The sequence below is a fragment of the Oryzophilus luti genome (assembly GCF_059726245.1).
The window spans coordinates 542,986-567,586 of record NZ_AP040874.1; the positions used below are offsets into that span (position 1 = coordinate 542,986).

The window sequence follows — 24,601 nt, forward strand, 5'->3', positions numbered from 1 at the left end:
CTTGCGTCGTGGATTCGCGCTCACACATGGCACTGAGGTGGACTTCTCGGATTTTCCACACAGCCCTGCGCAACTTCCGTACGGGCCGTGGTGTTTGCACCAAACGTGACGGCGAAGGGAAGTAAATCAAAAGAAGCCGTTGGGAGACGACATGAAGAAGAGCCTGGTTGTGTTGGCAACCGCAGTGTTGATGTCCATGATGGCCGTGGCGCAGGAAGCGCCCGCACCGGCCCCCGCGCCGGCGCCGAAGCCGACGATTCAGCAGCGCAAGGCGAACCAGCAGAAGCGCATTGCGCAAGGCGTGCAGAGCGGCCAACTCACGGCTGGTGAGACCGCGAAGCTGGAGAAGCAGGAGAAGGCCATCAACCAGGAAGAGCACGCGATGAAGGCGCAGAACAACGGCAAGTTGACCGCGCAGGATCGCCGCACCATCCGCAAGCAACAGAATCAGGAGTCGCGCCGCATCTACGCCAAGAAGCACAATGCCCGCACGCAGCCCGGCGTTGCCCCGGCTGCCCCGAAGAACTAGGGAAGAGATATATAATCGGTACGGAAAAGCCCTCGCCATGGCGAGGGCTTTCTGATGCGCGAAAACCTATCACTGCTATTTGTCTTCCAGCGAAAGCTGCGTGGCGCTGGAAAGCGGTCGCGTCTGGCGCTCCAGCGGCTCCAGCGCCGGAATCTCCTCTTTGACCGCCGTGCCAAGTTCGGCGAACTTGCGCGCGGAAACCAGCACGCGGCTTTCAAGCGAGCCGACTGCATCGTTGTAGCTCTTCACGGCCGTGTCCAGGTTCTTGCCAACCTTGGCAAAGTGCTCGGCCATCGTGCGCAAGCGGTCGTAGAGCTCCTTGCCGAGTTGGCTGATCTGCTGCGCGTTCTCCGCCAGCTTCTCCTGCCGCCACCCGTAGGCAACGGCCTTCAGCAGCGCGATCAGCGTGGTGGGCGAGGCTGGAATCACGTTATTGGCCACACCCTGCTCGATGAGCGCGGGCACCTGCTCCAGCGCGGCGCTGTAGAAGACTTCGCCGGGCAGGAACATGATGACGAACTCGGGCGTGGAGTCGAACTGGTCCCAATAGCTCTTGGAACCGAGTTGCTCCATGTGCTTCTTGATCTGGTTGGCGTGCGAGAGCAACGAGGCTGCGCGCGACTCCTCGTCCTTGGCCTCCATGGCGTCAAGGTAGGCGGCCAGCGGCGCCTTGGAGTCGACGATGATCTGCTTGCCGCCGGGCAGTTTCACAATCAGGTCGGGGCGCATGCGCGTCTCAGTGTTGACGGCCTGCTCCACGAAGTCGCAGTAGGGAAGCATGCCCGCGATCTCCACCACGCGGCGAAGCTGAATTTCACCCCAGCGTCCGCGGACGTGCGGCGCGCGCAGGGCCTGCACCAGATTGCGGGTTTCGCCCTGCAACTGCTCCTGCGTGGACTTCATGGTGTTCAGGTACTGGCGCAGTTCGCCACGCTCCTGGCCAATCTGCTGCACCTGCGTGTTCACGGCCTTCAGCGATTCCTCGATGGGCTTGAGCAGCGTGGTGATGGCCTGCTGGCGCGCCGTAAGGTCTCCGGTTGCCTGCGTCTGGAAGGTCTCAAGCTGCGTTTTGGCCAGTTGCAGGAAAGACTGGTTGTTGCTGGACAGCGCGTCGGAGGCCAGCCGCTGGAAGGCGTTCTGCAACTGCTCGGAGGCTTCCTGCGTGGTGCGCGTCAGCAACTGCAACTTTTCTTCGTTACTGGCCTGTTGTTCCTGCAAGCGAGCGGTCAGCGCGGCCACCTGTGCCTGTGCGGACGATGAACGTTCGTGCTCGGCACTCAACTCGCGGGTGCGCAACTCAAGGGTATCCTGAGTGTTCTTACATTCGGCGGAGCGGGCGGCCAGTTCGGCGTTGAGGGAAGCGCGTTGCGCTTCAAGCGCGGCGGCTTGTCCGCGCAGCACAAGGGCGGTACATAGACCGGCAACCAGGGCGGCCAGCAGTGCGGCTACAATGACCATGATCATGGCGCATTGAGTGTAGCCCATCTCGGGGGCCCTTGGTTGTGGATAAGCGGGGAGCGATGGTGAAGCGAGCGGGCATTGTGGCGTGGATGCTGTGCATGCTGCTGACGGCGGCATGGGCGCAGCACGTCGACGGCTGGGACGAAAGCGCCGAACAGCGGATGGCGCAACTCATCAATAAGGAGCGCGCCAGCCGTGGTCTTCCGGCACTGCTCTTTAATGATCGCCTGCGTAGCGCGGCCCGCGAACACACGCTCTACCTTGTGAAGTTCGACAACCTTGAGCACCAGTTTCGCGGCGAAGCGGCGCTGCCTGCGCGCCTGTCAGCCACCGGCCTGCGCTTTGATACCAGCGGTGAAAACCTTGCGCTCGACAGCGACGGCGCCGACAGTGCGCACATCGGCCTGATGCACTCTCCGCCGCACCGCGCCAACATCCTGAGGGACACGTATTCCGAGATTGGCGTGGGCGCGCTGTGGCATCGCGGTGTGCTCTACGTGACCGAGGATTTTGCCCGCACGGTTGCCGAAGTCAGTGAGAATGATGTGGAAGACGCCGTGATGAGCGGCATCAACCAGCAACGGCGCGCTTCAGGTGGAAGCTCGCTGCCGCGCCGGATGGAGCGCCGCCTGCACGATACGGCCTGTGGCATGGCCCGCGCCGACCGGCTGGAAACGCGCCTTCCGTACACGTTGCCGCGCGCCAGCACCGTCATGGCCTTCACCATGTTCGACGTGCAGAAGATGCCGCCGGAGTTAAATTCGCTGCGGAGCGATGCCGCCTCGGCCGTCAGCGTCAGTGCCTGCTACGCAAGCAGCCGCAGCTATTCGGTGCCGGTCTTCTGGGTGCTTGTGGTCAGTTACCGCTAGATTCCAGTTCGAGAATCTTCTGTGCCGCAGTCTGAGCTTCTGCACTGTTGCCTGCCTGCGTCGCCAGTTCCTGCAGCTTCTTCCAGCGGGCGACGGCCTGCGGAGTCCAGCGCGTGGCGGACTGTTGCAGCGCCAGCGCCTCTGACCGTTTCCCCTGTTGACGCCGGGCCTCGGCGCGGCCCTCATCAATCTGCGCAAAGAACTCGCGCTGTGCGGGCGTGGCGGCTTCCAGCGACGCCGGTCGAGGGTTTGCACGCTCAGCACGCGCGAAGCTCGCCCATGCGTTGTCAGGCTGTGACAGCTTGAGCTGTACCTGCCCGAGCGCCTTGTAGTTCGCGGCGGGTGTTGCCGTCATCCGGGCGGAACGTGCAAGGGCCTTGGCGGAGTCTTCCAGTTGATGCTCCGCAAAGAGCAGCCGCCCGTATCCGTACCACGCGGTGGCAGTCTCGCGCACGGCGAGTGCCGCGCGGTATTCGGCGTCCGCCTGTGGCAGGCGCCCCTGCTGCTGATAGAGCTGCGCGAGGAAGATGTGGACGTTGGGGTCTTCGGGCGCGAGCGCGGCGGCCTGCTGCCACGCGGTTTCCGCCTCGGTGTCGCGCTCCAGCACATAGAGCACGCTGCCGTAGTTGGCGTAGAAGTTGTAAAGCTCCACCTTGGACGCCGCTGCCGGAGGGCGCAACGCAACGCTCTCGCAATGCAGTGCGGTGCGGTCAATCAGCGGCTGGTTCTGCGGTGCGCGGCGTACCAGCACCAGGGAAACTTCGTCCAGATAGACCGGCGCCCACGTTTGTGAATGGCAGAAGCCCTGCAGGTTTACGCCTTGCAGTCCGGCGTAGCGCGCTAGGGAAAGCAGCACGACGTTGAAATTGCGGGAGGCGGCGATCCGCTGCCAGTCGGCGGAGTCAGGCGGCTGCGCCATCAGCATTTCTTCTTCGTGACGCACGGATGGGCTGATGCCGCGGCCGTCGCTGTAGTCGGGCAGGGCAGGGCCGAGCCGCAGCGCGGTGAAGCCTCCGAGGTTGTACGGCTGAAAGATGTTGCCCGCTAGGTGCTCACGCTCGATAAAGGCCGCGGCGCGCTCGGGGAACCACCAGGATTCACCGGTGCCGAAGGTCGAGGTCGACGCCGAGACCAGGTACTGACGGTTGGAGACAAGGTCTGTCACGCGCAGCAGCGTGAGGCAGGCGAGCAGAGCCACGCAGAGGAGGGCCGCCCAGCGCGTGCGCAGCCGCGGCTGCCAGTCGCAAACTCGCTGCCACAGCTCCGAAAGCAATGGCGCTGCCACAATCACCACCACCAGCGCGAACAGCCCCTGGTATCGCAACCGCAGAAGGCCAATGCCCGCGGCTGCCGCCAACAGTGCGGCTGCGCCAACTCGACGCGTAAGCAGTGCCACAATGGCTGCCACCAGCGCTGCCGCCAACATCCACCAGAACGAGCTGTCCGGATCGCGAAGCTGCACGATCTGTGAAAGCATGGCCAGTGAGAGCGGTGCCGAAGTGAGTTCTCCAGCGCTGGCCGAGCCGGAGATGGCGCCGGAGCCGCCTGCCAGCGTGAAGGCCTGGGAATAGACGCGCCAGCCCCACGGATTCACCAGCGTTGCCAGCACACCGGCTGTCAGCCACGGCCAAGCCGCGCGCAGCCGCGCCAGTGCCTCGCCACGCTCCGTCGCGAATGGCGTGCAGAGCAGTTCCAGCGCGATATAGGCGGCAAGCAATGCCACTCCGGCCACAAAACCGGGATGCAGGTTTACCCAGAGCAACAGAATCACCGGCACTGGCCACAGACGCGCAGGCAGACCGCGATGGTAGCTCCACAGCCGTGCCAGCAGCGCGGCGAACAGCAGTGTCGTGAACAGGTCCGCGCGCGGCGTGATGCGGTAGGCCAGCGAGGGCACGGCCAGCAGCAGAAGAACGGCGGTGGCGAACAACTCACGGCGTCCGCTCCACAGCAACCATCCGGCAAGGCCGGCACCGGCAGCTACGCAGAACCAACTCAGGCCCGCATACCCGGCAACGGTGTAGATGAGATAGAGCAGTGCTCCCGCAAAGGGTGGATAGAGAAACGGTTCCCCCGCCGAGGTGTAGGAGAGCACGTCGGTTGCAGGTACGGCATGGTGCGTGAGCAGGTAGCGCCCGGTGGCAAGCTGCCAGCCGGTGTCGAAATCGGCAATGGTGTGCAGGCAGGCCAGCGCGGCGTAAACAACGGCAAGCGCCGCCAGCACACGACCGAGACGTGAGTGCCAGTTCGAATCCATCGGAGCACCCAGAATACCGCAGCGTTTACGTGGAGCGAAGCAAAGCAAAAGGGGCGCGAGGTGCGCCCCTTGATTCGTGCGATTGTCTTTGCTTATTGTATGTGCCGCGCCAGGTTGGGCAGCAGCTTCACAACGTCATTGAAAATGACCACCGAGGCGAAGATGACGAGGCAGACGGCCGCGGTCTGGTAGATGCGCAGCTTCAAGCCCTCGTTGATGTCACGCCGCATCAGGCTTTCAATCACCAGCAGCAGCACCAGCCCGCCGTCGAGGATGGGGATGGGCAGCAGGTTGAAGATGCCGAGATTGATGCTGATGAGCGCCATGAAGGCCAGCAAGGTGATCACGCCATCCTGCCGCACAATCTGGCCGGACACCTGTGCAATCCCAATCGGACCGGACATCTGCTTGATGGACACCTTGGCGGAGACCAGCTTCTGCAGGGTCTCCACGATCAGCAGCGCGTTCTTCTGGTTCTGGTCCACGGACTGTTCGACAGCCGCGGGCAGAGCGAGTTTGTCCACGCGCGTGGGAGCCGAAATGAACCCGAGGCGATAGTCCTTGCGATCCGGGTCGGCTGCGGGCTTGACGGTCACCTGTACGGCTTGTCCGTCGCGCAGCAGACTGAGCGCCACAGGTGCTCCTTGGGTGTGTTGCAGATGTGTGCGGAGCGCATAGGTGGAATGAATTTTCTCGCCATCCGCGCTCAGAATTTCGTCGCCCAGGCGCAGAACGCTGCTGGCGGGCATGCCATTCTCGATGTAGGTGACGACCATCGGCTGCTGCGGAATCCATCCGGCGTAGCCCACCTCGTCCTGCCCGGTTTTCTCGGGGGTAAGGACGGTTTCCACCCGCTGGCCGTTGCGTTCGAGCACGACCTTTACCGGCTGGCCGCCGTTGATCAGAACGTACTTGAGAACGTCCTGCCAGTCGGGAGACTGAACTCCATTGATGGCCACAATGCGGTCGCCGGGCTGTACGCCGGCTTTGGCGGCCGGAGAGTTCTCAACCACCTTGTCTACCGCAGTGGGTACCGTGAACACGGGCTGCTCAAAGTGCACCATGAAGACAAAAGTCAGCAGCACGACGGCGAAGCCAATGTTCATGAACGGGCCGGCCAGCGCGATGATCAGCCGCTGCCAGCGCGGGTGCGACACGAACTCGTCGGGCGTACCCGAGTGCTCGTCCGAGGGATTCTCGCCCGTCATTTTGACGTAGCCGCCAAAGGGCAGCGCCGAGATGCGGTAGTCGGTGTCTCCGCGGCGGAACCCCCACAGGCGCTTGCCAAAGCCGATGGAGAAAGTTTCCACGCGCACGCCGAAAAACTTGGCGGCGGCAAAGTGACCGAACTCATGCACAAGGATGAGGATCCCCAGCATGGGAACGATCGTTACCACCGAATAGAAGAAAGAAACCATACGTTAAAACTCGTGCTTTCCCCTGATCACCGGACTGCGTTCATTGCCCGAGCCGTCCGCGCTAGGCGCGGGCGACAATCCGCCGGGCCCGTTCGCGAGCTTCGGCGTCCATAGCCAGTACTTCCTCTATAGATTCCGGTCGGCGGGTCGACGTTTCAGCCAATACTGCCTGAATTGTATCTGGTATGCCCATGAACGGGATAGCGCGATCGAGGAAGGCGGCCACTGCGATCTCGTCCGCCGCGTTGAGGGCAACGGTCTTGGCCCCGCCCTGCTCCACGGCCTCGTAGGCCAGCCGCAGACAGGGGAACTTTTCCATGTCGGGAGGATTGAAGTCCAACTGGCTCAACGTGCGCATGTCAAAGCGCAGGTTGCTCGGAATGCGGTCCGGCCAGGTCAGCGCGTAGAGGATCGGCAACTGCATGTCGGTGATGGAAATCTGCGCCAGAATGCTGCCGTCGACGAACTCCACCGCCGAGTGCACCGTGCTCTGTGGGTGCACCATCACGCTCACTTGTGAAGGCGGCGTGTGGAACAGCCGCACGGCCTCGATGACCTCAAAGCCCTTGTTCATCAGCGTGGCGGAATCAATGGTGATGCGGCGGCCCATCTTCCACGTCGGGTGGTTGAGCGCCTGCTCCACGGTGATGCCGGCAAACTGCTCACGCGGTGTGTTGCGGAACGGCCCGCCCGAGGCGGTGAGCCAGATGCGCTCGACTTCATTGGCGCGTCCGCAGCGTAGTGCCTGGTGTACCGCGTTGTGCTCGCTGTCGATGGGCAGCAGAGGAATGTTGCGCTTGCGGGCCTCGGCGGTGATGAGGTCCCCGGCGGCGACAAGGTTCTCCTTGTTCGCCAGGCCCATCTGCTTGCCGGCCTTCACGGCCTCATAGGTCGCCTCCAGCCCGGCCACACCCACAATGGCGCTGACCACAAAGTCAACGTCAGGATGCGTGGAGACCTTTACGGTTCCGGCCGAGCCGTGCACCACGTCAATCTCCCCGGCGCCAGCTTCGCGCAGGCGACGAGCCAGCGTATCGGCATCGGCTTCCCGTGCGACCGAAAGAACCTTCGGACGCCAGCGCAATGCCTGCTCGTAGGCGCGCTCAAGGTTTGAGCCCGCGGCCATGGTGACGACGGAGAAACGCTCCGGATATGCTTCGACGATCTTTAGTGTGCTGCAACCAATGGAGCCGGTCGAGCCAAGAATGGCAATTCTTTTCATGATGGGATACTTAGGCTTTTAGGATAACCCGGCCGGGGCATGGCGGGCAAAACTCCGGCCGAACGAAGTGACGGTTGCGCGGTTAAGAAAGGCAGGGCAACAACGCGGGGGCCGGGAAATGCTTTTGTTGGAGGCCCTTGCAGAGTTCCTCATCTTCCGGGGACGGCCTGTGCCAGCGCCTGGCGGATGAGGCGCACAGTCTCAGAGTCGTCGCTCTTTTGTGCGAGGGACAGGGCGGTTGCGCCGCGAGCGTCCCGCAGCCGGACATTGGCGCCATGCTCCAGCAGCAGCTTCACATTGTCGCTTCGTCCCCAGGCGGAGGCGGACATCAACGCCGTCAAACGATGCTGATCCGTCGCGTTCACATCCGCACCGTGTTCGAGCAGCAGTTTTAAGGCTCCCTGCGTGGAAGGCATGGTGACCTCCCCGCAGTTGCAGGCGGCGGCGATTAAGGCGGTCGAGCCATCATTGTCGCGGGCCTCAACCTTGGCTCCGCGACGCAGCAGAAGGTCCACCACTCCGGTTGCGCCGAACTTCGCAGCCCATATCAACGGCGTGCTCCCGGTTTCATGCCGCGCCTCAATATTCACGCCGTGGTCCAGCAGAAGGCGTACGGTCTCCGCTCCGGGATCCCCTGAACTCTTGGGCGCAGACTTCGCTGCAAGGCCTGCGGATGCTGGTGGGGTGACTCCGATGGGTGTTGGAGAATCGAACGGAACAGGCTCGGACTCACAGACGGCGAACAATGCTTCTTCACGGCTTGCAGCATCGCCGCCCAAGCGCAGCACAAGCGCTACCTTCTGCGGATTCCGTGCCCGAGCCGCATCGAACAGCGCGCGTGGCCCGGTGAGTCCTGCGGCGGCTGGGTCGGCACCGTGAGAGAGAAGGAAGTCAGCGGTTGCCGACTGCCCTTGATCTGCGGCCACGGAAAGCGCCGTGTCACCCCCTTGGCAGCGGGCATCCACATGCGCACCCTGCTTCAGTAGCTTACGCACGGCATCAGTGTCACCGGCGGCAGCAGCCTTCACCATTTGTTCATCCAGGGACGTCTGATCCACAGGCTTTCGCCCGCAGGCGGCACAACCGACGACGATAAGCACTGCAACTGCCGCGAGCCTTGCTCCCCGAGCGAGTCTCATGGAAATGGGGTCTCCCTGTCCGGCGTATTTGTGTTGCAACTGAAGACGACCGACAGTGTACGACCTTGCGTCAGAATTCCGAATGAATTCTGCGCGGGTGCGCCGCTATACGCCTCAGCCAAGCATGTTGCAGAAGCGGCGGCTGATGCTTACTGCGCGAACAGGTGATTGCCGAACATCAGGAAGAGCACGAGCGAGACAGGCGCGGCAAACAGCAGGGCGTCCACCCGGTCGAGCATGCCACCGTGTCCAGGCAGCAGCGTACCGGAATCCTTTACGCCCGCGCCGCGCTTCATCAGCGACTCGAACAGGTCTCCAAGCTGCGCAGCCACGTTGATGATGGCGGCGAAGAGGGCGGTGAACAGGATGCTTGTCGGCGGAATCGGCGGAGCAACCTCCCCGACCGGCGGCAGCACGTGGATGGAGGCCAGCCCCTGCTGCACCTGCGGCGCAAAGTGCCCGTAGAGCACGCAGACCACGACGGCGCCCAGCACGCTGCCAATCGCGCCCTCCCACGTCTTGTTCGGGCTTACACGCGGAGAGAACTTGTGGCGGCCAATGGCCTTGCCCACGTACATTGCCACCGAGTCGCCTACCCACACGGCCAGGCAGGTGAAGACCACGAGAAACCATCCGGCAGGCGTGGCGCGCAACGCGCCCAGCGTGGCCAGCGAGCCGCCGATGTAGGGAATGCCGAAGAACGCCAGCGCCGCGCCGGGCAGCAACTCGCGCATGTCCAGGTCCTTCTCTTCGGGCTTGTCGCTGGCGGGCTCAGGCGCTACGTGAGACAGGCCGACGGCGAGATAGACGAATGGCGAGAAGAGGAAGATCGCCACCGTAGCCAGCATCAGCGCCTCCACCGCGTTGGTGGACTGCACAAACAGCAGCGCGGCCATCACCGAGAAGAACGCGGCGGTCAGCAGTACGGTGGGCAGGCGGAACTGCGCCACCGAGTAGCTGGCGACGATGTGCAGGTACTCGGAGAGGGCCAGAATGGCCACCGCTCCAATGAGCGCGAAGAACAGCCAGTCGGCCGCCATCAGCACGGCCAGCAACACAAGCGGAATCAGAACAAGCGCGGTCAGTATGCGTTTCATGGGCTATGACGAGAGTACAGGGGGCGAGTTTCGAGTTTCAAGTTTCGAGTTGCAAGCCGCAATAGAACCCGCGTATTGCAGAGGGCCGCAGCCTGCGGTTCTCTGCAACGCTATACGCGGAAGACCAGCCGCGCGGCAGTTGGCTCCGGCCAGCGTGCGGCAACCTCAGCGAGTGGCGCTTCGGCCATGTCGAACGTAAACGGTTGTGCGGCGGCCGAGGCCATGAACTCCGAGATTCCGTGCATGATCTCGCCGGTGGAGGCGCTGCCAAAGCCGCTGCCGAGCAGTTCCAGACCGGTCGAGCGCAGCGTGGCGCCTGCAAGTTGAATGCTGCGTCCGGCGCTCTGGCCAATCTCAACGTAACGCAAGCGCGGGGCCGCGTGGTGCAGACCCTTGGCGGAGACGGCCTCCAGCAGCGCCTCGGCGGGCGCGCCCCACAGGTAGTCGAGCACCACGTTCACGCCGAATTTCTGTAAGGCTTCGCGGAAGGCTTCCACCAGCGTTTCTCGCGGCTGTCCAAGCGGGATCACCGCGTCGGCACCGAGCGCGGTCAGGCGCTCGAGCTGCTTCGTATCGCGACCGGCGGCGATCACGTGCTTTGCACCGAGCCTGCGCGCGATCTGCACGGCCAGCATGCCGCTGGCGCCCGTAGCGCCGAGGATGAGGACGCTCTCGCCCGGCTGGAACTTCTCTCGCGCCTTCAGCGCCACCCACGACGACATGCCCGGATTGCAGGCGGCGGCCGCAAACGCGTCGCTCAGCCCGTCCGGCACAGGGACACACTTTTCCGGCGTCGTCAGGCTCTGCCCGGCCATGGAGCCGAAGGGCGCACGCGCGGCCAGAAAGTACACGCGCGTGCCATCGGGCAAGGTGCCCACGCCGTCCACGCCAGGAACAAACGGCAACACGCCGGCGTTGCCGTAGTGGGTTCCGGCGGCCAGCGCGCGCACCAACTGGTGCAGTCCGGCGAAACGCACCTGTACAAGCTGTTCGCCCGCGGCGGGCGTGGGCGTATCAATCTCTGCAAACTGTGGCGGCTGCTGATAGGAGTGAACAACGGCGGCGCGCATGGTTAGTGTGCTCCAAGTTTCTTGGCGAGTGATTGCAATTCTAGAAGAACAAGAGGGTCAGTAATTGCCGTCGGTCCAAATGCAAAATTCCCAACAGCTTTTCTCAGGCGGTCAAACCAATCGGTGCCAGATATGAGAGGCTGAGGGGTAAAGGCCATTCCGTGTCCGGATGCGCAGTAACGAAATCCCCGCTGAGGAGCCTCGTCAACAGAGGACACTTCAAAAACACTTCCTAGGTAGTACCGGCCATTCCCCGTTCCTTCCGAGACAACGAACCATACTGTATTTCCGAGGAGCTTGCCGAGGGGCCGGTTACTAAGAACAATTTGGTCTGGGGTATTGGGAAGCGGAATACCCATCTTTTTTGAGTTGTGGTAAGCGACGAAGTCTCTCATCTCTTCTCCCTTCCACTACTTGCTTGGGGCCAGTCCGCCGAAGCGGCGATTGCGGCCCTGATAGTCGGCGATGGCCCGCAGCAGGTCGGCACCGGTAAAGTCCGGCCACAGCGTTTCCGTCACGTACAGTTCGGAGTACGCCAGTTGCCACAGCAAGAAGTTAGAGACGCGCATCTCACCCGACGTGCGTATGACGAGGTCAAGCTCCGGCAGGTGGCTGGTGTAGAGATGCTTCTCCACCATCTCCTCGGTCAACGCCAGTGTGTTGAGCGTGCCGTGTGTTTTGGCGTCATCCATAATGGCCTGAAAGGCGTCGATCAGTTCGGCGCGAGCGCCGTAGTTGAGCGCCAAGGTCATCACCAGACCGTTGTTCTTGGCTGTCGCCTGCCGCACGTATTCCATATCCTGCTGAAGCTCGGCGGGCAGGTGATTGAAGCGGCCGATGAAGTCCATGCGCACGTTGTTGTCATTCAGCAGCGGCAGCTCGGGCTTCAGATGGTTGAGGATGAGCTTCATGATGAAGTGCGTCTCTTCCTCGGGGCGCTTCCAGTTCTCCACGGAGAAGGCGTAGAGCGTGATGGCCTGCATGTGCAGGCGGGCGGCGCAGGTAATTACGCTGCGCACAGCCTCCACGCCGCGCTCATGCCCGGCGACGCGGGGCAGGTTGCGGCTCTGCGCCCAGCGGCCATTGCCGTCCATGATGATGGCGATGTGTTTGGGCAGCCGCTCGGGATCGAGCGTGGCAAAAACCTCGGCTTCTTCCGCAGTCAAACCAGATGGAATGTTGATCGGCAAAGCGAGCTGTTCCCCCCTCAGCGAGCTAAAACTAGGATAGCAAGAACGAAGTTGCGGAAGATGACGAAAACTGGTTGGAAGGACAGGAAAGCGGGCAAGGAAAAGAACCTGACGAAACGCCACAACGCGGGCTTCGCAGAGCGCGGACAGCCGTGGGCATCGCCAGTAGAGCATGCGCGCCCGGCGGAGAGGGATGCCCGCCTATGACACCTTCTCGAAGTGGCCCGATGTGCCGTGTTGCCGCACGATCTGGAACGACTGCTTGCGCCGGTCGTAACGCAGATCGAACTGTTTGGCACAGGTGCCGCACAGCCAAAGAACCTTCTGGCTGTGGCTGCCGCTGGCATCGGTAACAGGCCTGACGAACAGTCTCCCGTCACCCATCCGCTTGAACTTGGCGGCGCATTCAGGGTTGGCGCAGGTTGAAACACTGGTATTGACCACGATTCCTCCTCGCCAGAGGACGACGGCCCCAGAACCAAGATTGCAGGTTCCGACGATGCGCCATTGGGGGCGTGGCGCGGCCAGCAGCGGCGCTCCGGTTCCGCAAAAGGTCGCAACCTCGCGGAAGACGAGCGCATGGGGCACTCTGGCATCCCTTGAAAAGATTCTTACTCTTGTAAGACGAGGCCCGGGCCGAAAAGGTTTGTCAATTTTCCGTGACTGGTCGTGGAGCACTGGGGGAAGGTCTCCACAATAACACAGGCCCCGCCGCAACGGGGCCTGCACGAATCGATGGGGGGAGGTTTTTTACCGCACTTTTACAAAATGGGTTAGGCGCTGCGCCGGGTCAGCGAAATCATCTCGCGCACCTGGTTCAGCACGTTGGTCCACTGCACCACGTTGAGCTGGTGCGAGTAGCTCATCAGTTCGGCGATGAACTCGTCGCTTTGCAGCTCGCGGATGTCATCTTCCAGCGTCCGCCCGGTGGTCAGCAGGTCGGGAACGCGAACGTGCAGGGCTTCGGCCAGGCGCTCCAGGCTGCTGAGCGTCGGACAGGCCTTCTCGTTCTCAATCTTGCTGACGTACGTGCGGGGCACGCGCATGCGCTGGGCGAGCTGGCGCTGGCTGAGGCCGGCGCGAACACGCAAAGCGCGAATGGCAAGCGCCACCGGAATCTGGTGGGTGTGATCTTCAACCGGCGTTGGCATCACCTCGACAGGTGCCAGCACCATGGGCTCGGGTTCGTCATCAAGCGACGTCTTGCAGCGGCGGCACATATTATTGCTCGTACGGAACTGCACGAGCTGGCAATGGTCGCAACGCACGACTTCGCGGTCATCGACAGGAGCTAGAGCGGTAGCCATGTGGGTACTACGGAGCTGCCAGAGCGGGGCTTCTCCACCGGAACCAGACTCGTGACGCATCAGAGTGGTAACCGGCAAGCTCAATTTGCGACAATGGAACCCCCGGTGTCAACAGGTATTTTCATTAAGAACGGGTAAAGAAGCCGAAGAAACCCGAAGTTATCGGGCGAAAACAGGGAGAAAATCCGGATGACTCGCGAAGACGCGTGGCAGTTACTAACCAGGTACACCCAGTCGGAAAGTTTGCGAAAACATGGTATGGCCGTCGAAGCCTGCGTGAAGGCCTACGCCCGCAAGTTCGGCGAGGATGAGCAGTATTGGGCCATCACCGGCCTGCTGCATGATTTCGACTACGAGCAGTACCCCACGGCCGAGGAGCATCCCTACAAGGGCAATGAGATTCTGGCCGGGCTTGGCTACCCGGAGCCGATGCGCCGGGCCATCATGGGCCACGCCAGCTACACGGGCGTGCCGCGTGACACACGGCTGGCGCAGACGCTGTTTGCCTGCGACGAGCTGGCGGGCTTCATCACGGCCGTCGCCATGGTCAAACCGTCAAAGTCGCTGGCCGAGGTGGAGGTCAAGAGCGTGAGGAAGAAGATGAAGGACAAAGCCTTCGCCCGCGGCGTCAACCGCGAGGACATTGTGAACGGCGCCGCCGAGATGGGCGTGAACCTGGATGAGCACATCGCGTTCTGCATTGAGGCGATGAAAGCCGTGGCTGACGAACTGGGGCTGGCAGGCTCCACCCCGCAGCCGCAGTAAGATGAATAGATGGACGGAAAAGTGACCAAGGACTGGAAGACCAAGCTGATTCACACCGACGCGACGGTGCCCACGGGGTTCCGCTCGCTGAGCGTGGCCGTGGAGCGCGCCTCCACCGTTGTGCTGCCGAACATGAGCACCAACCCCGGCTGGAACACCGAGGACGAGGGCTACTCCTATGGCACGCACGGCACGCCGACAACGATTGCGCTCTCCGGCCGCATTGCTGAACTGGAGGGCGGCATGCGCACGTTCCTCGGGCCGAGCGGGCTGTCGGCCATCACGCTGGTGGACATGGCGATGCTCAGCGCCGGAGCGCACGTCCTCATTCCGGACAACGTCTACTTCCCGAACCGGCGCTTTGCCATCTCCGCGCTCAAGAAGTTCGGCGTGGAGGCCTCCTTCTATCCCTGGCAGATTGGCGGCGGAATCCGCGACCTCATCCGCGAGAACACGCGCCTGATCTGGACCGAGACGCCCGGCTCCATCACCATGGAGGTTCCGGATATTCCCGCCATCTGCGCGGCGGCGCACGAGCGTGGCGTGCCGGTGGCGCTCGACAACACTTGGGCTGCGGGCGTCTACTTCCGCGCCTTTGAGCATGGCGTGGATATTTCCGTGCAGGCGCTGACCAAGTACGTGGCCGGGCACAGCGACGTGCTGATGGGCTCGGTGACGGTGCGCGACGAGGCGCTGCTGAAGCGGATTGGCGAGACGCGCACCTGGCTGGGCGTGGCCGTCAGCGGCGACGAGTGCAGCCTGACCCTGCGCGGGTTGCAGACGCTGGCCCTGCGCCTGAAGCACTCGGAGGCCGCCGGGCTGGAGATTGCACACTGGCTCGCCGAGCGTCCGGAGGTCGAACGCATCCTGCATCCGGCGTTTGCAAGCTGCCCGGGGCACGAGATCTGGAAGCGCGACTTTACAGGCTCCACAGGACTGTTCTCCTTCGTCTTCAAGCCGGAGTTCAGCGGCGAGCAGGTGCATCGCTTTGTGGATGCGCTGCAGTTGTTCAAGATCGGCTATAGCTGGGCCGGAACCACGAGCCTTGCCATGGCCTATGACCTGCACGCGCGCGGGCCGGAATTTGGCCAGCGGCTGGTGCGGCTCAGCATCGGGCTGGAAGACCTTGACGACCTGAAGCGCGACCTGCAGCGCGGCTTTGCGGAGATGAAGGAATAATGTGCGGCGCTGCAGCGAGTGCGACGCTGCCGGCTCCGGTGCTGCGTCACCTGGAACTGACGGGCGCGCTCGCGCACGCTCCGGTGCGCCGCGTGGAACTGGAGCAGCGCGGCGTGATGCGTATGCGCAAGGGTGGCGCGGCCAGCAGCTTTACGGCCCAGGAATGGATCAATGCGCAACCGGCGGGCTTCTGCTGGCGCGCCAAAATCTGCATGCTGGATCCGGTGCCGTTCACGGTGACTGATGAATTTGTGGATGGTCGTGGCTGCCTTCGCGCCGGACCGCTGAAATTCAAGCTCACCGAACTGCTCGGCCCGGAGATTGACCGGGGCGAGATGCTGCGCTGGCTGGCCGAAAGCGTGCTGCTGCCGGCCGTCTGGCTCAGCGAGGCGATCCACTGGCAGACCGTTGATGAGCGCAGGGCGCGCGCCATCGTTGTCTGCGGCGCGGGGCAGGCCAGCCTCGATTTTCACTTTGGCGAAGATGGACTTGTGAAGGCCATGTCAGGGGTGCGGCACCGCACCGAGGGCAAGCGTTTTGTGGAGCGCCCGTGGGTTGGGCATGCGCGCGATTACCGTCAATTCGATGGCCTGCTGGTGCCTTCCGTCATCGAGGCCGCATGGGTGGAAGACGGGGAAGAGTTTTCCTACTTTGAAGGCGAACTGACCCGCATCGAGTTTCACATTTAATCTGAGCGTTACGTGTGGCCGATGAAGACAGGGAGGAGCCTCTCCCATGTCCATTCACGGACTGCCCGGCGTAGCGGATTCACAACTGCTGTTGGCGCAAATGACCGAGCGGTTGTTTGACGCGTTGTTGCAGGCGGGCGCCGAGTTGCGCGAGGGCGACCTGCAGGCAGTGGAGCGAACGCTGGCCAGCCTTCCGCGCGCTTACCGCGTGCTGGCGGAAGGCGATGCTATCGTTTCGGCGGCTGCGGCGTGGGCACTGCCCGTGCGTCCGCCGACCACGGAACTGACGGCGCAATTGCAACTGTTCCAGATGGCGGTGCACGAGGGCGACGTGGCGCTGGCCGAGCAGGTGCTGGCGGAAGCCTTGCGCGGATTGCAGCGCGTCCGCACCCCGGAGGCCGCAGCCCTGGCCGAGCGTGAGTATGCTTGGCCCGAAGACTCTTTCCAAACCACGCAGGCACACTCATCTGTCGGCGATGTGGATGCAGTGCGACAATCGCTGACGGCGGCGCTACAGATGCGCGACGGTGTGAATATTGAGAAGGCGCCCGGGGTACGGACGTTGCGCTTCCGCAGTTGGCACAGACTGCCGTGGCGCGAAGCGCGCCGCGTGGTCCTGCACGCAGCCGGCCCGCTGATGATGCTATTGGGCGGCCTGTTGCTGGGCGTGGCGCTGATGTGGGTGTTGAAGTAAATGCGGCTGCGCAAGTGCAAGAGAAAAGGGCACGGCGCTGGCCGTGCCCTTCGTCGTTCTGTTGAGAATGCTGGTTAGTACAGCGCGGAGGCAATCTCGCCGCGGGCAATCACGTTGGAAACCAGCGCGAAGTCCTTGGCGAGCGAGCGGTCCTGCACCATCATCGGCGAGACGGCGCGGATGGCGTCGAGCGCCTTGCGTGCGCGCTTGCTTGGCTTCAGCGGGGCCACGCAATCGACGGCCTGCGCCGCCGCCAGTGCCTCAATGGCCAGTACGTTGCGCGTGTTCTCCACCACGCGCTTGAGTTTGAGCGCGCCGGTCATGCCCATGGAAACGTAATCTTCCTTATTGCCGCTGGTGGTGATGGAGTCGACCGAAGCCGGATGCGCGAGCACCTTGTTTTCGCTCACCAGCGCGGCGGCCGTCACCTGCGGCATCATGAAGCCGGAGTTCAGCCCGGCGGCGGGAGCCAGGAATGCAGGCAGTCCCTCGCTGAGTTGCGGATTGACGAGGCGCTCGATGCGGCGCTCGCTGATGCCGGCAATGGCCGTCAGCGCAATGGCCAGCATGTCGAGCGCGAAGGCAATGGGCTCGCCGTGAAAGTTGCCGCCGGAGATGATGTCGCCCTCGACCACTTCATGCCCGGTGCGCGGCGCGCCAACCTTCTTCGGTGCGGGGAAGACCAGCGGATTGTCGACCGCCGAATTCATCTCGATCTCAAAAACGCCGAGCGCGTAGCTGATGGCGTCACGCACGGCGCCGTGCACCTGCGGCATGCAGCGCATGGAGTAGGCGTCCTGCACGCGGGTGCAATCGCGGTGACGCTCACGCAGTTCGCTGCCTTCCATCATCCTGCGCAGGTTGGCGGCCACGTGCAGTTGTCCGGGGTGCGGACGCGCCTTGTGGATGCGCTCGTCGAAGGCAACGTCGGTGCCCTGCAGCGCGTCCAGAGAAATGGAGCCGATGACGTCGGCGGAGTCCGCCAGCACCTGTGCCGCAAGCAGTGAGAGCGAGCCGGAGGCCAGCATGGCCTGCGTGCCGTTGATGAGCGAGATGGCTTCCTTCGCCTCCAGCGCGACCGGCGTAATGCCGGCGGCCTTCAACGCTTCGGCGCCGCTCATGCGCTTGCCTTCGTAGATGGCCTCGCCTTCGCCGATGAGCACCAGCGCCAAGTGGGAGAGAGGAGCAAGGTCGCCCGAGGCACCTACCGATCCCTGTGAAGGAATGACCGGATGTACGCCGCGGTTCAGCATCTCGCAAAGCGTATCGATAATGACCGGGCGCACGCCGCTGTAGCCCTTGGAGAGCGAGTTGGCGCGCAGCAGGCACATGGCGCGCGCTTCCTGCTCGCTGAGCGGCTGACCGACGCCCACAGCGTGCGAGCGAACCAAATTGATCTGCAACTCGCGCGCCTGATGCGCGTCAATGCGCACGTCGGAGAGCTTGCCGACGCCGGTAGTGATGGCGTAGGCCACGCGGTCGCCCGCAACCAGGTCGTCAACGACGGCGCGTGCGCGCTCCACCGCCAGCCGCGCCTGCGGCTCCAGCAGTACGGGGCGGCGCGCCAGCACCACCTCGGCAAAGGTTTCAAGAGTCAGATCGTTTCCATTGATGTGCAGTGCGTTCATGCCAGTAGCTCCGGCGCTCATGCGCCCAAAGATTGCAAACCGATGATTGTAGTCCCGCGCTGAAATGGCGCGGCGAAATGTTCGAGCCGCTATTTATTGTCCGGCGGCCTCGCGGAACGGCGCGTAATACTGCTCCGGCAGCGACGCAACCTTGCCGGTGGAATTCGTGACCAGGTGCGTGCTCTCGCCCACAGCCAGCACCGTGCCGTCCGCTTCGCGCACCACCTCATAGGCAAAGCGCATGACCTTGGGCTTCATCTCGGCAATGTGCGTGCGGATCAGCAGCATGTCGTCATAGAGCGCGGGCCGGTGATAGCGGCACTTTACCTCGACGACCGGCAGGCCGTAGCCAGCCTCTTCAAACTGCTTGTAGCTGAGTCCGAGCGAGCGCATCAGCTCCACGCGACCCACTTCAAACCAGACAATATAATTGCTGTGGTAAACGACCTGCATCTGGTCGGTTTCCGCATAACGCACGCGGAGGCGCGGCTCGCAGACAACGGGCTGCCGCTGAGCAGTGGCATTGGGTTCCATGCATCCATGTTAGAAGAGCGGGGCTGCAAGCGCCAGAGCGCAGCATCGAATGGTCCTGTCGCGCTCTGGCGTGCAAGTTTCTGCTGGCGGCTGCTCAGCGGAACAGGTGCGGCACAAAGCGGCTGGTGTTGTTCGTAATCAGCGTGCTCGATTCTCGAATGCCCATGCCTGCCGGCTCCTGGTCGATCATCCAACTGCCGAGAATCGGATAGTTGCCGTCGATCTCCGGGATGGGAGCCAACGCCTGGTAGACAAAGCCTTCGGCGCCGTAATCGCCATACGAGGTCTGCTGCTTCTCGCCGTCACGCACCAGGATGATGTTTGCCCCCTCGCGCGAAAGCTTCGGCTTGCGTACGTAATCGCGCATGTCGTGCGGGCCGTCGAAGTACGCGGGCAGCAGCAATTCGTGCCCGGGATACATCTCCCACAGGATGGCCAGCAGCCCCTTGTTGCTGAGCATCATCTTCCAGATCGGCTCAATCCACTGCGTGCCGCGCCAGCCCTGCTGCGCGTTCGGCGCCGCTCCCTGATGCATGAAGTCCAGCGCCTGCGGCCCGAACTGCTCGCCCAGCAGCCACTCCCACGGATAGAGCTTGAAGAGCGTGCGGATGGGCTTTTCCTCCATGTCCACGAAGGAGAACAGGCGCGAGTCAAAGCCAATCTCCGGCATCAGAATGTCGCGGGTTTCAAGGCCCGCCTGCTGCGCGGTGTCGGCCAGGTAGGCGCAGGTGAAGTTGTCCTCGTCGTTGTCGGAGTGTCCGAAGTAGACCGGTTCGTAGACGTAATCCTTCAGGTCCTTCCACTTCGCAATCAGCTTCTCGTGAATCGAGTTCCACTGGTCGGCCTGCGGATAAAGCTCCTGCAGCCAGTACCATTGCACCACCGCAGCCTCCAGCAGCGCGGTCGGCGTGTCGGCGTTGTATTCCAGCAGCTTGATGGCGCGACCATCGTAGGCAAGGTCGAAGCGCCCGTAGAGCGCCGGCGGCTCCTCGTTCCATGCCTGCTTGATGAGCGGCACGGCGTTGGCCGGAATCGCAAGGTCGGCACAGCGGTTGTGGTCGATGATGTACTGCCCGGCGGCCAGGCACATCTCCTGCAGCTTCGCCGTCGCGGCCTCCAGCCGGTCTACCTCGGCGGAGGTGAACTCGTAGTAGGCGGATTCATCCCAGTAGGCCGCGCCCGATTGCGCATCGAGCGTGTGATAGACCAGCCCCAGCTCTTCAACCTTCTTTTGCCAGTTGTCGCGTGGTGTGCGTGTGCGTCGTTGCATCAGGATCCGATGCTCCCTCCGTGGGAGCCAAAGCCTCCGCGCGAGACGCCGCTCGCGTGGCCCATGCCGGGGATAGGGTTGGAATTAAAAACGGTGTCGCCAAGGTGTCCGCCGCTGCTGCCGCCGTAAACCCAGCGATAGGGCATGTAGCCGGTGTAGCCGTGCGTGCGGTTGTAGTCGGCGTCGGTGCAGCGTTTCGGGTCGGTCAGGTGGTTGGTTTCGTCCACGCAGTCCTTGCGTTCGCGGTTGCAGGCGGAAAACGTGAGTGCCAGCGTGGCAACCAGTCCCAGGGTGATAGAGGAAGATTTCTTCATGAATGGTGTCTGCCCGGCGCACGCAGCCTGCGCGCGCTTGCTGCGAAGTTTACAGCGCGTGAGCATGGCACACCAAGTGAAATGCGCGATTTCACAGCCTGCAATGCGATTGCGAATTGCGATGAGGTGCATCTCCAGCGCGGATGCAGGACATTACTCAAGCACAAAGCGACGGGACAGCGAGCTATGGCGCATCGGCCGTGCTGGGCGCTGCCACCGAAGTCGCCGAGCTAAGGAAGCGGTAGAAATCCTCTTCGCCATCCGTCTGGCCGAGATAGCTCGGACGCGGGCCGGGCGTAAAGCGCTCGCACTGAATGGTGCGGAATGCCCCCATGGGGTACTCGCGGCAGACCAGCGGCGCGCCAACCATCGGCGTGCGGCGCTCGCCGAGCGGCGATGCGTGGTAGGTCTGCTCAAAACTGAACAGTGGGCTCGTACCGCGCCTGGCCAGCAACTCCGGAGAGAGGTAATTCAGGGTCCAAGTCTGGTAGGAGGCGTGCGCGAACTTGAAGCGCAGGAAACCCGTGCCGCGCACGACGACAAGCTGGTTCGGCGTGGGCGTAAGCACGTAGGCCATCGGCGGCACGCGGAAGCGCACGCCGTGGAAATCAACCGTGCTGGGGTTGTGCAGGTGCCACCACAGGCCGCGCAACTCCGGCCCAAAGCCTTCTCCGAGCGCCACCAGCACAACCACGAGTACGATCAGGCGGCGCATCCAGCGATAGCGCCGCCCGAAGGGGAACGAGTAATCCTGCGGTTCGGGTTCCTGCACGGAAGAGGTCTGGTTATCGTTGGGCATAGTGAGCCGCCAGGTCGCGGCTGAGTGAAATCAGCGAATCGAGCGGCTGGTGTATGCCAAAGCCAACGCCGCGTGTCTCCAGCGCGGCAATCACGCCTTCGGTCGCCAAGTTGTGGAGCTTCGGCTCGCTGGCCGTGGGGCAGGTGCCAATGCCGCCGAGCGTGGCGTCAAAGCGGCGGATACCCGCGTCGTAGGCTGCCAGCAGCTTCGCCGCGGCGTCATCCTTGGTCGCGTAAATGTGTACGCCCAGGTCAAAGCCCGCAAAGCGTGCACCGGCAATGCCGCAGACTTCGGTGATTTGCTCCAGCGTGGCAACCCCCGCGGTGTCCGCCAGCACAATGCTCTCCACGCCGGACTCCACCAGGTTGTCGATGCCCTGCATCACCTCGTCAAGATTCCACGGATCGCCGTAAGGATTGCCAAAGGCCATGGAAACGTAGGCGACCACGCCCATGCCGCCGTCGTAGGCCTTCTTGGACACTTCGTCGAGCATGTCGTAGTTCTCCTCGGGCGACTGCTCCTGCTGCTTGCGCAGGAAGGTCTCCGAGAGCGAATACGGATAGGCGATGGTGGTGACCTTGCCGGTGGCGGCGGCGCGCTCGGCGCCCTTCTCATTCACTACCAGACCAATAACCTCGACGCCATCAGGCACTTCAAGGCGGCGCAGCACGTCTTCGCTGTCGGACATCTGTGGTGCCGTCTTTGGCGGCAGAAAGCCGAAGGCGTCCAGATGCTGGAAGCCGGCGTCAAACAGCGCCTTCACATAGCTGACCTTTTCCGACGTGGGGATTTGTCCGCGCAGACCAGCCCACGCGCTCCGGGGAGATTCAATCAGTTTCACATCGCTCATACGCGATTGAGTTTACACCGGAGGGTGCCGGGGCTTCACCAGTCGCGCGGCAGACCGCAGGTTCCCAGCCTACTGGTGGTTGAGTGGCGGCCTCGTGCCGTAGAGCACCTCGCTCAGTGGGCGCAGCGGGCGGCGCGAAAAGACAGTCTCCACCGGCATGCGGAACAGCTCGGCAATGCGCAGCGCCAGATCGAGGCTCGGGTTATAGTCGCCGCGCTCCAGGTAGCCAATCGTCTGGTAATTGACGCCAAGCTGCTGCGCCAGTTGCTGGCGGGAAAGCCCGCGCTCGGCTCGCAGAACGGCAATGCGGTTGTAGAGGGCGTCAATTTCGCGGGACTGTGAAGGCGACGCTGCGGCCGTCTCGGGAGGCGGAAGGTGGCTGGTGTTGCCGTCTGCGGTGTTCATGCAGACGAGTGTTGCGCAGGCACAATGCTCGGTCAATTCCGCAGAACACTTTAGCGGAATGTTCAATCTCAGCTTGGGAGCGGTGTTCGTTTTGGGAAGGCGCAGAAGCGGAACGGACCTGTGACGCCGAACGAGCAGTCTGCTTCCAGTCAAATCCCTAATCCCTGCCCCCTATCCTGCATTCGAGAAGCGTTCTCGGATTTCCGCGCTTGGTTCGGTGGGCTTGAGCGTGTGGGCGTTCACCGGACACCACAAGGTTCGCGCCCGGGCCAGCAGCTTGCGGTCGCTCGCGCGCAGGATTTCCGTGTTGCGCTCAAAGCTGAGCCGCTCGGCAGGTCCCACCCAGGTGCGCGCGATGATCTCGTCGTTCGGCATGGCCGAGCGTTTGTAGTCGATCTCATGCCGCAGCACCACCCACAGCAGCGCGGCCTGCTCCTCGGGCGTGGCCAGCGCGCTCCAGTGGGCCGTCGCCGCCTCCTGCACCCAGCGCAGGTAGACCACGTTGTTCACGTGTCCAAGTTGGTCAATGTCTTCGGGGAGAACCTTGAGGTGCAGTTCGTAGGGCGTGGCCGCGGTGAGCATGAAGGTAGTGTAGCGCGGGCGAAGGTCGTCTTACGTTGTCTCGATGCGGCCGACCAGCGACATGGCCTCGGCTACCGCGTCGTCGGCGATGGCGTCGATGATGCCGAGTTCGAGCGCGCGCTGTGCGTGGACCTTTTCGCCGGTCAGGAAAATCTCCAGCGCGCGAGCCTGACCAATTAATCGCGGCAGGCGTTGTGTGCCGCCCCAGCCGGTCATGATGCCGAGCGCAGCGCCGCGGTGTCCGAAGATGGCGTGCGGAGAGGCCACGCGGAAGCGGCAGGAGAGTGCGAGGTCGAAGCCCCCGCCCATGCACCAGCCCTCAACGGCAGCGCAGGTTGCGGCCGGATAGGCGGCCACTGCCTGCATCAGGCGTTGGCCCATTGCCGCGAATTCGTAGGCTTCCGCGCCGGTGAGCGCCGAAATCTCATTCAGGTCGGCTCCGGCGGAAAAGAATCGCCGGTTGCCGCAGAGCACGAGCGGCAGAGTTGGCGTCGCCGCAGCCAACTGCTCGATGCAATCGGTGAGCGCCCGCACCCGCGCGCGGGAGAGCACGTTGTTTGCCTCGTCTCCGGCGAGGCGCAACAGGTGCGCGTGCTCCGTGGTGGTCAACTCAAAGTGCATGGGTGTGTAGAGGACTGTATCACGCGCGTAGAAGGGAACAGCAGATCCTTCGGCGCCGGTCGGTTCGAAAGGCGCAAGGCGGGTACCGCCAAATCACCTGCGTGAGGTGCTCGTCCCCGCCGCCTCAGGATGACGCTTCTCGATAGGTCGCCAATCATCGAATTCACGCAAAATGCAAAAGCCCCGCTACGGCATCTGCCGGGCGGGGCCTTTGAGATTGCGATGGAACCGTTAGGCGGCGACGCCGCGCGGTTTCACGTTTTCGCGAATGTAGACGACGATCTCCTCCAGCGGTGTGCCGGGCTGGAAGACGGCGCTGACGCCCTTGCCTTTCAGTCCATCCACATCCTGGTCGGGAATGATGCCGCCGACGAGCACGAGCACATCATCGACTTTCTGCTCGGTCAGCAGCTCCATCACGCGAGGCACGATGGCGTTGTGTGCGCCGGAAAGAATGGAGAGGCCGATGACGTCGACGTCTTCCTGCAACGCCGCGTTCACAACCATCTCCGGGGTCTGGCGCAGGCCTGTATAGATCACTTCCATGCCTGCGTCACGCAGGGCGCGAGCAATGACTTTCGCGCCGCGGTCGTGGCCGTCCAAGCCGGGCTTGGCGACCAGTACTCGGATTTTGCGTTCAGTAGCCATAAGGACAATGCACCGTATATGAACTGGAATCGGGTGGTGCTGCGGCCATGATAGCGCGGGCGGG

Annotated in this window: 27 protein-coding genes; 6 read left to right on the forward strand and 21 right to left on the reverse strand. The window is 63.1% G+C overall.

The annotated features are described in order from the left end of the window. Positions 1-151 precede the first annotated feature (151 nt). Positions 152-529, forward strand: coding sequence for a hypothetical protein (locus AC6IZO_RS02355; RefSeq protein ID WP_497807614.1), 378 nt, complete (start codon positions 152-154; stop codon positions 527-529). Positions 530-604: 75 nt separating this feature from the next. Here AC6IZO_RS02355 and AC6IZO_RS02360 read toward each other — a convergent pair whose 3' ends face one another. Beyond that, the gene (locus AC6IZO_RS02360) at positions 605-1,993 is read right to left on the reverse strand and encodes a DNA recombination protein RmuC (protein ID WP_497807616.1); all 1,389 of its coding nucleotides are present in this window, start codon (positions 1,991-1,993) and stop codon (positions 605-607) included. Between the two features lie 56 nt (positions 1,994-2,049). Between AC6IZO_RS02360 and AC6IZO_RS02365 the strand changes: the two genes are divergently transcribed. Next, positions 2,050-2,859, forward strand: coding sequence for a CAP domain-containing protein (locus AC6IZO_RS02365; RefSeq protein ID WP_497807618.1), 810 nt, complete (start codon positions 2,050-2,052; stop codon positions 2,857-2,859). On the opposite strand, the gene AC6IZO_RS02370 is transcribed toward AC6IZO_RS02365, so the two are convergent. From AC6IZO_RS02370 to AC6IZO_RS02415, 10 genes are all read right to left on the reverse strand, one after another. Further along, on the reverse strand, positions 2,846-5,116 hold the full coding sequence (locus AC6IZO_RS02370) for a tetratricopeptide repeat protein (RefSeq protein ID WP_497807620.1): 2,271 nt from the start codon (positions 5,114-5,116) through the stop codon (positions 2,846-2,848). The two genes, AC6IZO_RS02365 and AC6IZO_RS02370, sit on opposite strands and share 14 nt — an antisense overlap. Before the next feature lie 92 nt (positions 5,117-5,208). Continuing rightward, complete coding sequence (gene rseP / locus AC6IZO_RS02375) at positions 5,209-6,534, reverse strand: RIP metalloprotease RseP (protein WP_497807622.1); 1,326 nt, start codon at positions 6,532-6,534, stop codon at positions 5,209-5,211. Positions 6,535-6,595: 61 nt separating this feature from the next. Further along, positions 6,596-7,756, reverse strand: coding sequence for a 1-deoxy-D-xylulose-5-phosphate reductoisomerase (gene dxr, locus AC6IZO_RS02380; protein WP_497807624.1), 1,161 nt, complete (start codon positions 7,754-7,756; stop codon positions 6,596-6,598). A 149-nt stretch (positions 7,757-7,905) separates the two neighbouring features. Beyond that, positions 7,906-8,787: an ankyrin repeat domain-containing protein gene (locus AC6IZO_RS02385; RefSeq protein ID WP_497807626.1), complete on the reverse strand. Its 882-nt coding sequence runs from the start codon at positions 8,785-8,787 to the stop codon at positions 7,906-7,908. Positions 8,788-9,044: 257 nt separating this feature from the next. Beyond that, positions 9,045-9,992, reverse strand: coding sequence for a phosphatidate cytidylyltransferase (locus AC6IZO_RS02390; protein ID WP_497807628.1), 948 nt, complete (start codon positions 9,990-9,992; stop codon positions 9,045-9,047). A gap of 110 nt (positions 9,993-10,102) precedes the next feature. Continuing rightward, complete coding sequence (locus AC6IZO_RS02395; RefSeq protein WP_497807630.1) at positions 10,103-11,062, reverse strand: quinone oxidoreductase family protein; 960 nt, start codon at positions 11,060-11,062, stop codon at positions 10,103-10,105. A 2-nt stretch (positions 11,063-11,064) separates the two neighbouring features. Further along, positions 11,065-11,457: a hypothetical protein gene (locus AC6IZO_RS02400; protein ID WP_497807632.1), complete on the reverse strand. Its 393-nt coding sequence runs from the start codon at positions 11,455-11,457 to the stop codon at positions 11,065-11,067. A gap of 15 nt (positions 11,458-11,472) precedes the next feature. After that, positions 11,473-12,252 carry an undecaprenyl pyrophosphate synthase gene (uppS, locus tag AC6IZO_RS02405; RefSeq protein WP_497807634.1) on the reverse strand — a complete coding sequence of 260 codons (780 nt, stop codon included), beginning with the start codon at positions 12,250-12,252 and terminating at the stop codon, positions 11,473-11,475. Between the two features lie 201 nt (positions 12,253-12,453). Further along, positions 12,454-12,696 (reverse strand): hypothetical protein, encoded by a 243-nt coding sequence (locus tag AC6IZO_RS02410; RefSeq protein ID WP_497807636.1) that lies wholly within the window; start codon positions 12,694-12,696, stop codon positions 12,454-12,456. 329 nt (positions 12,697-13,025) lie between these two features. Further along, the gene (locus AC6IZO_RS02415) at positions 13,026-13,559 is read right to left on the reverse strand and encodes a helix-turn-helix domain-containing protein (protein ID WP_497807638.1); all 534 of its coding nucleotides are present in this window, start codon (positions 13,557-13,559) and stop codon (positions 13,026-13,028) included. Positions 13,560-13,748: 189 nt separating this feature from the next. Here AC6IZO_RS02415 and AC6IZO_RS02420 point away from each other — a divergent pair, with 189 nt between their 5' ends. From AC6IZO_RS02420 to AC6IZO_RS02435, 4 genes are read left to right on the forward strand one after another with little or no spacing between them, the layout of a single operon-like run. Then, the gene (locus AC6IZO_RS02420; RefSeq protein WP_497807640.1) at positions 13,749-14,324 is read left to right on the forward strand and encodes an HDIG domain-containing metalloprotein; all 576 of its coding nucleotides are present in this window, start codon (positions 13,749-13,751) and stop codon (positions 14,322-14,324) included. Positions 14,325-14,333: 9 nt separating this feature from the next. After that, positions 14,334-15,503, forward strand: a complete 1,170-nt coding sequence (locus tag AC6IZO_RS02425; protein WP_497807642.1) for a cystathionine beta-lyase — start codon at positions 14,334-14,336, stop codon at positions 15,501-15,503. Continuing rightward, complete coding sequence (locus AC6IZO_RS02430; protein WP_497807644.1) at positions 15,503-16,192, forward strand: DUF6920 family protein; 690 nt, start codon at positions 15,503-15,505, stop codon at positions 16,190-16,192. The genes AC6IZO_RS02425 and AC6IZO_RS02430 overlap by 1 nt, the downstream gene beginning before the upstream one ends. Before the next feature lie 46 nt (positions 16,193-16,238). Further along, entirely contained in the window at positions 16,239-16,886 is a 648-nt protein-coding gene (locus AC6IZO_RS02435; RefSeq protein ID WP_497807646.1) for a hypothetical protein, read from the forward strand. Between the two features lie 74 nt (positions 16,887-16,960). On the opposite strand, the gene hutH is transcribed toward AC6IZO_RS02435, so the two are convergent. The 10 genes from hutH to AC6IZO_RS02485 all read right to left on the reverse strand — a co-directional run bounded on the left by hutH (position 16,961) and on the right by AC6IZO_RS02485 (position 24,537). After that, positions 16,961-18,514, reverse strand: coding sequence for a histidine ammonia-lyase (gene hutH, locus AC6IZO_RS02440; RefSeq protein ID WP_497807648.1), 1,554 nt, complete (start codon positions 18,512-18,514; stop codon positions 16,961-16,963). A 93-nt stretch (positions 18,515-18,607) separates the two neighbouring features. Next, entirely contained in the window at positions 18,608-19,048 is a 441-nt protein-coding gene (locus tag AC6IZO_RS02445; RefSeq protein WP_497807650.1) for an acyl-CoA thioesterase, read from the reverse strand. 94 nt (positions 19,049-19,142) lie between these two features. Next, positions 19,143-20,318, reverse strand: coding sequence for a glutathionylspermidine synthase family protein (locus tag AC6IZO_RS02450; protein ID WP_497807652.1), 1,176 nt, complete (start codon positions 20,316-20,318; stop codon positions 19,143-19,145). Further along, positions 20,318-20,632 (reverse strand): hypothetical protein, encoded by a 315-nt coding sequence (locus AC6IZO_RS02455; protein ID WP_497807654.1) that lies wholly within the window; start codon positions 20,630-20,632, stop codon positions 20,318-20,320. The genes AC6IZO_RS02450 and AC6IZO_RS02455 overlap by 1 nt, the downstream gene beginning before the upstream one ends. 184 nt (positions 20,633-20,816) lie before the next feature. Then, positions 20,817-21,431 carry a hypothetical protein gene (locus tag AC6IZO_RS02460; protein WP_497807656.1) on the reverse strand — a complete coding sequence of 205 codons (615 nt, stop codon included), beginning with the start codon at positions 21,429-21,431 and terminating at the stop codon, positions 20,817-20,819. Beyond that, positions 21,418-22,281 carry a hydroxymethylglutaryl-CoA lyase-like TIM-barrel protein gene (locus AC6IZO_RS02465; protein WP_497807658.1) on the reverse strand — a complete coding sequence of 288 codons (864 nt, stop codon included), beginning with the start codon at positions 22,279-22,281 and terminating at the stop codon, positions 21,418-21,420. The genes AC6IZO_RS02460 and AC6IZO_RS02465 overlap by 14 nt, the downstream gene beginning before the upstream one ends. Positions 22,282-22,350: 69 nt before the next feature. Beyond that, positions 22,351-22,686, reverse strand: coding sequence for a helix-turn-helix transcriptional regulator (locus tag AC6IZO_RS02470; protein ID WP_497807660.1), 336 nt, complete (start codon positions 22,684-22,686; stop codon positions 22,351-22,353). A gap of 171 nt (positions 22,687-22,857) precedes the next feature. Further along, a complete protein-coding gene (locus AC6IZO_RS02475) occupies positions 22,858-23,268 on the reverse strand; it encodes an acyl-CoA thioesterase (RefSeq protein WP_497807662.1) in 411 nt (136 codons plus the stop codon). Between the two features lie 30 nt (positions 23,269-23,298). Next, positions 23,299-23,889: an enoyl-CoA hydratase/isomerase family protein gene (locus tag AC6IZO_RS02480; protein WP_497807664.1), complete on the reverse strand. Its 591-nt coding sequence runs from the start codon at positions 23,887-23,889 to the stop codon at positions 23,299-23,301. A gap of 231 nt (positions 23,890-24,120) precedes the next feature. Then, on the reverse strand, positions 24,121-24,537 hold the full coding sequence (locus AC6IZO_RS02485; RefSeq protein WP_497807666.1) for a cobalamin B12-binding domain-containing protein: 417 nt from the start codon (positions 24,535-24,537) through the stop codon (positions 24,121-24,123). Positions 24,538-24,601 lie beyond the last annotated feature (64 nt).